The following is a 6,790-nucleotide window of genomic DNA, read 5'->3' as shown; positions in this document are numbered from 1 at the left end:
TCCCCTCATCTCCCCGTTGCTCACGCAACGGGTCCCTTCTTCTCCCGCTGAAGGAGCGGGAGAAGACGCTTCGTAGCCTCTCCGGCGAAGCGGGAGAGGAAGGCCCCCGACGCAGTCGGGGTAGGCGAGGGGAAGGCAGCTCCGTAGAATCCCTTGACGTCCCCTCATCTCCCCGTTGCTCACGCAACGGGTCCCTTCTTCTCCCGCTGAAGGAGCGGGAGAAGACGCTTCGCAGCCTCTCCCGCGAAGCGGGAGAGGAAGGCCCCCGACGCAGTCGGGGTAGGTGAGGGGAAGGCAGCTCCGTAGAATCCCTTGACGTCCCCTCATCTCCCCGTTGCTCACGCAACGGGTCCCTTCTTCTCCCGCTGAAGGAGCGGGAGAAGACGCTTCGCAGCCTAACCCCGCGCCTTCACCGCCAGCCGGTGCATGTGCAGCAGCGGCTCGGTATAGCCATTGGGCTGCTCGGCACCCTTGAACACCAGGTCGCACGCCGCCTGAAAGGCGATCGACCGCGCGAAATCCTCCGCCATCGGACGATAGCCGGGATCGCCCGCGTTCTGCTGATCCACCACGGCGGCCATGCGCTTCATCGTGGCCATCACCTGCTCCGGCGTGGCCACGCCGTGGCGCAGCCAGTTGGCGATGTGCTGGGAGGAGATGCGCAGCGTGGCGCGGTCTTCCATCAGGCCGATATTGTCGATGTCCGGCACCTTTGAACAGCCGATGCCCCGGTCGATCCAGCGCACGACATAGCCCAGAATCCCCTGCGCGTTGTTGTCGAGCTCCTTCTGGATTTCCTCCGGAGTCCAGTTGGGGCGCGCCGCCACGGGCACGCAGAGGATGTCATCGAGGCTCGCCCGCGGGCGGCTTTTCAGCTTCTCCTGCACCTGCCTGACGTTCACCCTGTGATAATGCGTGGCGTGCAGCGTTGCGGCCGTGGGTGACGGCACCCAGGCGGTGCTGGCGCCCGCCTGCGGGTGGGCCAGCTTCAGGGAGAGCATGATGGCCATGTGGTCCGGGACCGCCCACATGCCCTTGCCGATCTGGGCGTGGCCTGGCAGGCCGCAGAGGAGCCCCGTGTCGACGTTCCAATCCTCATAGGCCTTGATCCACGGCGCCTGCTTCATGTCGCCCTTGCGGATCATCGGGCCCGCTTCCATCGCGCTGTGGATCTCGTCGCCCGTGCGGTCGAGGAAGCCGGTGTTGATGAAGACGATCCGGTCTTTCGCGGCGCGGATGCATTCCTTGAGGTTGATCGTGGTGCGCCGCTCCTCGTCCATGATGCCGATCTTCATGGTGTTGAGGGGCAGCCCCAGCGCCTGCTCGACGCGGGAGAACAGTTCAACCGCGAAGGCCACCTCGTCCGGCCCGTGCATCTTGGGCTTCACGATGTAGATCGAGCCGGCGCGCGAGTTCATGCGCCTGCCGCTGATGTCATGCATCGCGATCAGCGTCGTCATCATGGCGTCCATGATGCCTTCCGGAACCTCGCGGCCCTCCTCGTCGAGGATCGCCGGCGTGGTCATCAGGTGGCCGACGTTGCGCACCAGCATCAGCGAGCGGCCGGGCAGCGTGACCGTGCCGCCATTCGGCGACTCATAAGTACGGTCAGGGTTGAGGCGGCGGGTGAAGGTCTTGCCGTTCTTCTCGATCTCCTCGCTGAGGTCGCCTGTCATCAGGCCCAGCCAGTTGCGATAGACCGTCACCTTGTCCGCGGCATCGACGGCGGCGACCGAGTCCTCGCAGTCCATGATGGTGGTGAGCGCGGATTCGAGGATGATGTCGGAAATCCCCGCCTTGTCCTGGCTGCCGATCAGGTGCGCGCGGTCGAAGGCGATTTCGATGTGGAGCCCATTGGTGGCGAGCAGCACCGCGGAGGGGTTGTCCTTCGGCCCGCGCCAGCCCCTGAAGTGCGAGGGCGCCTTCAGCCCGCAGAGGTCGGTCATCAGCGCATTGCCCTCGATGAAGACGCGCGAGACATCGGCCCACCTGCACCTGGCCCTGGCGAGCGGAACCGACTGGCCGAGAAAGTTCCGCGCCCAGTCGATGACCCGCCCGCCGCGCACCGGATTATAGGCCTTGCCCTTCTCCGCCCCGTCCTGTTCGGGGATAACATCGGAGCCATAGAGCGCGTCATAGAGCGAGCCCCAGCGGGCATTGGCGGCATTGAGCGCATAGCGGGCATTCATCACCGGCGCCACCAGCTGCGGTCCGGCCAGCTGGGCGATCTCGGCGTCAACGTGCTTCGTCGTCACCGTGAAATCGGGGCCTTCGGGGACGAGGTAGCCGATCTCCGTGAGGAAGGCCTTGTAGGCGGCCATGTCAGTGGGGGCGCCGTTGCCGCGGTGCCAGTCGTCGAGCCTCGCCTGCAATGCGTCGCGGCGGGCCAGCAGGGCGCGGTTCCTGGGCGAGAGGTCCCGCACGATCCCGGCGAAGCGCTGCCAGAAGTCAGGCCCGGCGATGCCGGTGCCCGGCAGGGCCTCCCCGCTGACGAAGGCGAAGAGTTCGCCCGCAACACTGAGCCCTGAGATCCCGATCCGGTTCGTCAACTGCACGTCCCCCCTGGTCTGCCGGCGGAAAATTAGACCATCACGGCTTCTTCAGCCAGTCCATGTTGGGGTAGGGCACCGGCTCCTTCGCCTTCAGGAAAAACCGGGCGAAGATCTCGCCATAGCCATTCATCGTGTAGCCGTTGTTCCGCGCGATCAGCCGCTCGCGCTCGGCGCGGTAGAAGGCGGGGATCCTGTACCAGGCGAGCGCGGGCGCCGTGTGGTGCGCGACGTGCAGGTTGTTGTTGAGGAAGAGCAGCGACCAGAAGGGCGAGGCCTCGACGATGATCGTCCGGTGCCCCACGGTTTCCGCCGCCTGGTGCTCGCAGTAGGAGCGCACCAGGGCCAGCGAGATGCCGGGATAGGCGATCAGCAGGTAATACTGCCAGAAGGGCATGCCGCAGACATGAACCACGTACCACAGCGTGATGGCGCAGGACGGCACGAACCAGGCCCAGGCGCGGATGGTCTGGCGGTTGCCCGCCAGCATGTCGCGGAATTCGGAGGACCAGAAGCGGATGACCGAGATCGCCGGGCCGATCAGCATGCGCCCCGCCAGCGTGTTGTTGATCCCGTAAAGCGCGCGGCGGATGCCCTGCACCCCGGCCCAGTCCTCCGGCAGCAGGTAATAGGATTCGGGGTCGAGCCGGGGGTCCGTCAGGTGCCGGTCATTGTGGTGCTGGAGATGCGTCTGCTTGTAGCGGTGATAGGGGAGCCAGAAGGTGGGTGTGGGGAAAATCATCGCCTCGTTGAGCAGGCGGCTGCCGGTGGGGTGGCCGTGCAGCACCTCATGCTGCAGCGAGGCATGGAGTGCCGCGCAATAGGCGCCGACGGGCATGATGATCCACCACGGCAGGCTGGCGTGGAGCCAGACGACCACGGCCAGCACCGCATAGGTTGCGGCGATCAGCGCCACGGTGGGCCATTCGATCTCGCGGGCGTATTCCTTCGCCATGCCAAATTGATCCGCATGTGTTCGTGTTTGCAATCGGAATTCAGTCTACAGGGTTTCGCCCCGCCTCGCGCGGGCTTCCTTGTGCGACTCTTGCCCGCATGAGGGTCGGGATGTCCCTTCCCCCGGGCCGTCCTTCTACTCCTCCTCCGCCGCCGCCGCTGAGCGATTGGGAGAAGGTGCTGTGGCGCGGCGCCCCGGCTTGTTCCAAAGGCCTGCGGAGCCCGGACTTGCTTCCGGCCTCCCCATGGGGCAATCGGTTTTTGCTTTCCGGAATTTGAGGACCGTGCCGCATGCCCCATCACCGTTCCCGCAACATAACCCATGGCCGCAACAGGGCCGGGGCCCGCGGAGTGTGGCGCGCCACCGGCATCGTCTACGCCTTCACCCAGTTCGTGCCGGGCCACGCGCACCCGGGGGACCTGGGGCAAATGGCCGCCCGCGTGGCGGAGTAGGACAATGGGCCTCCCCGCCGCATTGCTCGATGGCTATGCCAGCTTCCGCTCCGGCCGCTATGCGGCGGAGTCGGAGCGTTATCACAGGCTGGGCGAGGGATCGCAGAAGCCGAAGATCATGATCATCGCCTGCTGCGACTCGCGCGCCGCACCGGAGACGATCTTCGATGCCGGGCCGGGCGAGATGTTCGTGGTCAGGAACGTCGCCAATCTCGTGCCGCCCTATACGCCGGACGGCGGGCACCATGCCACCTCCGCCGCGCTCGAATTCGCCGTGATGTCGATCGGCGTGCAGCACATCGTGGTGATGGGGCACGGGCGCTGCGGCGGCATCCGCGCCGCGGTGCAGGATTCGCTGCCGCTCACCCACACGGATTTCATCGGCTCATGGATGCGCGCCATCAAGGACGTGACCCGCATCGTGCCGCGCGAAACGGGGGTGAATGCCGAAACCCACGAACGCCACATCGAGCGCGCCTCGATCGAACACTCGCTGGCGAACCTCCGAACCTTCCCGTGGATCCGCATGAAGGAGAACAAGCGCGAGCTCTCGCTGCACGGCGTCTGGTTCGACATCTCGCTGGGCGAACTCCATGCCTATCAGGAGGATGCGGCGGAATGGGGCGCGGTGACGGGTTAGTGTTTCCTTGGCCGTCATTTGTTCATCATGGCGGGGACAAGCCCGGGCATGATGAGGGGAGGATAAGCGATATCGAGAGCGGCCGGCGGTCAATTGACTCCATTAGGATTTTCCTCCCCACAAGGGGGAGGGAAAAGACCCCGATTCTGCATGACCGCCCGCCGCTCGAGCAGCAGACAAGTCCCCTCATCTCCCCGTTGCGTTCCGCAACGGGTCCCTTCTTCTCCCGCTGAAGGAGCGGGAGAAGACAGGCCGCACGTCGCAAGATCACATGTTTCGACTTGAGCGCTCTTCGCTTTAATATCGGAATTTAGTCCTTGACAGCGCGCGCTCGATGTGCCAGAAGGGCGCATTCTCGGAAAGTGTGAGTGATGGTGAAGGCCGGCGGACGCTGGCCTTTTTGCGTTGGGCGTACCCCATCTCAGGACCGTCATCCCGGCGAAAGCCGGGACCCCGCTTTGGTTCCGTGCGTGCTGATGCAAAGCGGGGCCCCGGCTTTCGCCGGGGTGACGGATTTGGGGGATGCAGGCGGGTGTGTATCGCGGAAAGACATCGCCGGGACAGGCCCGGCGATGATGATGTTGGAGGTACGTGTTGCTGCTTCTGCTTCTGCTGTTACAGCTTCTTCAAGCCAGCCTCGATCTGCCCGCGCCTTCCTTCCAGGAAGGGGGGCAGCGACAGGGTGGCGCCGAGCTTGTCCATCGGCTCGTCGGTGGCGAAGCCCGGCGCGTCCGTGGCGAGTTCGAAGAGCACGCCGCTGGGCTCGCGGAAATAGAGGCTCTTGAACCAGAAGCGGTCGACGGGGCCGGAATTCGGCATCTTCATGGAGCTGAGGCGGTCAGCCCAGGCCTCGTAATCCGCGTAGGGGATATTGAAGGCGACGTGATGCACCGAGCCCGCACCCTGCCGGGCGGGCGGCAGGGTGGGATCGACGGTGACGTGCAACTCGCCCACGGCGCCGGGCGCGCCCATCTTATAGACATGCGTGCCGGAGAAGCTGCCCGTCGGCGTCATGTTCATCAGCCTGGTCAGCACCATGTCGGTGTGGCGGATGTCGGGGACACTCATGGTGATGGGACCGAGGCCGCGGATCTGGTGCTCAGGCGGAACCGGGCTCTTGTCCCAGACATGGGCCTCGCCCTCGGCATCCACCGTGAAGCACAGGCGCTGGCCCTCGTGGTCCTCGAAGGGGAGCGTCGGACGGCCGGCGACTTGCGTGATCCTGTCCTGCCTGACGCCGTTCATGGCGAGGCGGTCTTGCCAGTATTTGAGCGCCTCCTCGGAGGCCACGCGGAAGCCGGTGCGGGTGACGGATTGCGTGCCGCGGCTTTCCGGGCCTGCCGGCCAGTCGAAGAAGGTGATGTCGGTGCCGGGCGAGCCCACGCCATCGGCGTAGAACAGGTGATAGGCGGAGGTGTCGTCCTGGTTCACCGTTTTCTTGACGAGGCGGAGGCCCAGCGTGTTGGTGTAAAATTTGTGGTTGCCCGGCGCGTCGGCGGTGACAGCGGTGAGGTGGTGGAAGCCCTTGAGGTTCATGGGAGTAGTCCGGCACGCCAGAAGGTGGCGGTGATCCTGTTGGGGAGCGGGTCCGCTCCGGCACCCCGCATATCGGGCCTGCCGCGCCGGATTTCAATCGTAATCGAACACGTTACCGATCACGGGATCGCGAACCCCGGCAGCGCCAGGAAGCCCTTGGCGACGAAGGCATTGGCAAGATCGACGAAGAAGGAGCCTGCCATACTGCCCCACCCACCGCCCGCGACCAGAGCGCGACGAGACCGACCGGCACGGTTGCAAGCTGGCCCAGTTCGATGCGCTGCATCACTTCCATGAATCGGCTCCCGGTGTGCGAGCGATGCCAACATGGCGCGCCTATGCTTCAACTGTAGGAGGCACGCCTGCTCACACACATCTGTCCGTCACCCCGGCGAAAGCCGAGTTCCAGCTTCGTATGCCGGAGACTGTGGAAAGCGGGACCCTGGCCTTTGCCGGGGTGACACCAAATTAGACTGTGAAGGAGTGACGGCGGAAATTGAGGAGCGTTGGTACGCGCTCTAGGAGCCTGTCTGGATAATCTGATTTTTGTTGCATTTGTGCAATGGGTTCAGCGGGATGTTCTGGCTCATGTTGCGGCCTTGGCCAGTTTGCAGAGGTTGTGGGCGGTGCAGATCAGGCTCCATTCGGCTCTGACGTT

General features: G+C 64.9%; 5 protein-coding genes. 2 read left to right on the top strand and 3 right to left on the bottom strand.

What is annotated here, in order from left to right; genetic code table 11:
* Positions 1-395 precede the first annotated feature (395 nt).
* Together IOC69_RS09755 and IOC69_RS09750 are read right to left on the bottom strand one after the other, a co-directional pair.
* On the bottom strand, positions 396-2,549 hold the full coding sequence (locus IOC69_RS09755) for a malate synthase G (protein WP_290543357.1): 2,154 nt from the start codon (positions 2,547-2,549) through the stop codon (positions 396-398).
* Positions 2,550-2,589: 40 nt separating this feature from the next.
* Positions 2,590-3,504 carry a fatty acid desaturase gene (locus tag IOC69_RS09750; RefSeq protein WP_290543356.1) on the bottom strand — a complete coding sequence of 305 codons (915 nt, stop codon included), beginning with the start codon at positions 3,502-3,504 and terminating at the stop codon, positions 2,590-2,592.
* Positions 3,505-3,794: 290 nt separating this feature from the next.
* Between IOC69_RS09750 and IOC69_RS09745 the strand changes: the two genes are divergently transcribed.
* Positions 3,795-3,956, top strand: coding sequence for a hypothetical protein (locus IOC69_RS09745; RefSeq protein ID WP_290543358.1), 162 nt, complete (start codon positions 3,795-3,797; stop codon positions 3,954-3,956).
* Positions 3,957-3,960: 4 nt separating this feature from the next.
* The gene (locus IOC69_RS09740) at positions 3,961-4,596 is read left to right on the top strand and encodes a carbonic anhydrase (protein ID WP_290543355.1); all 636 of its coding nucleotides are present in this window, start codon (positions 3,961-3,963) and stop codon (positions 4,594-4,596) included.
* Between the two features lie 615 nt (positions 4,597-5,211).
* On the opposite strand, the gene IOC69_RS09735 is transcribed toward IOC69_RS09740, so the two are convergent.
* Positions 5,212-6,132, bottom strand: a complete 921-nt coding sequence (locus tag IOC69_RS09735) for a ring-cleaving dioxygenase (protein ID WP_290543354.1) — start codon at positions 6,130-6,132, stop codon at positions 5,212-5,214.
* Positions 6,133-6,790 lie beyond the last annotated feature (658 nt).

The organism is Aestuariivirga sp. (assembly GCF_020252405.1).
GTDB lineage: Bacteria > Pseudomonadota > Alphaproteobacteria > Rhizobiales > Aestuariivirgaceae > Aestuariivirga.
The sequence above is the reverse complement of the archived record's forward strand: the minus strand, read 5'-3'. Positions and strand labels throughout refer to the sequence as shown.

Bases quoted from the DNA above. Each gene is read 5' to 3' on its own strand.
- IOC69_RS09735 (WP_290543354.1), bottom strand. From the start codon at position 6,132: ATGAACCTCAAGGGCTTCCACCACCTCACCGCTGTCACCGCCGACGCG.
- IOC69_RS09745 (WP_290543358.1), top strand. From the start codon at position 3,795: ATGCCCCATCACCGTTCCCGCAACATAACCCATGGCCGCAACAGGGCC.
- IOC69_RS09750 (WP_290543356.1), bottom strand. From the start codon at position 3,504: ATGGCGAAGGAATACGCCCGCGAGATCGAATGGCCCACCGTGGCGCTG.
- IOC69_RS09740 (WP_290543355.1), top strand. From the start codon at position 3,961: ATGGGCCTCCCCGCCGCATTGCTCGATGGCTATGCCAGCTTCCGCTCC.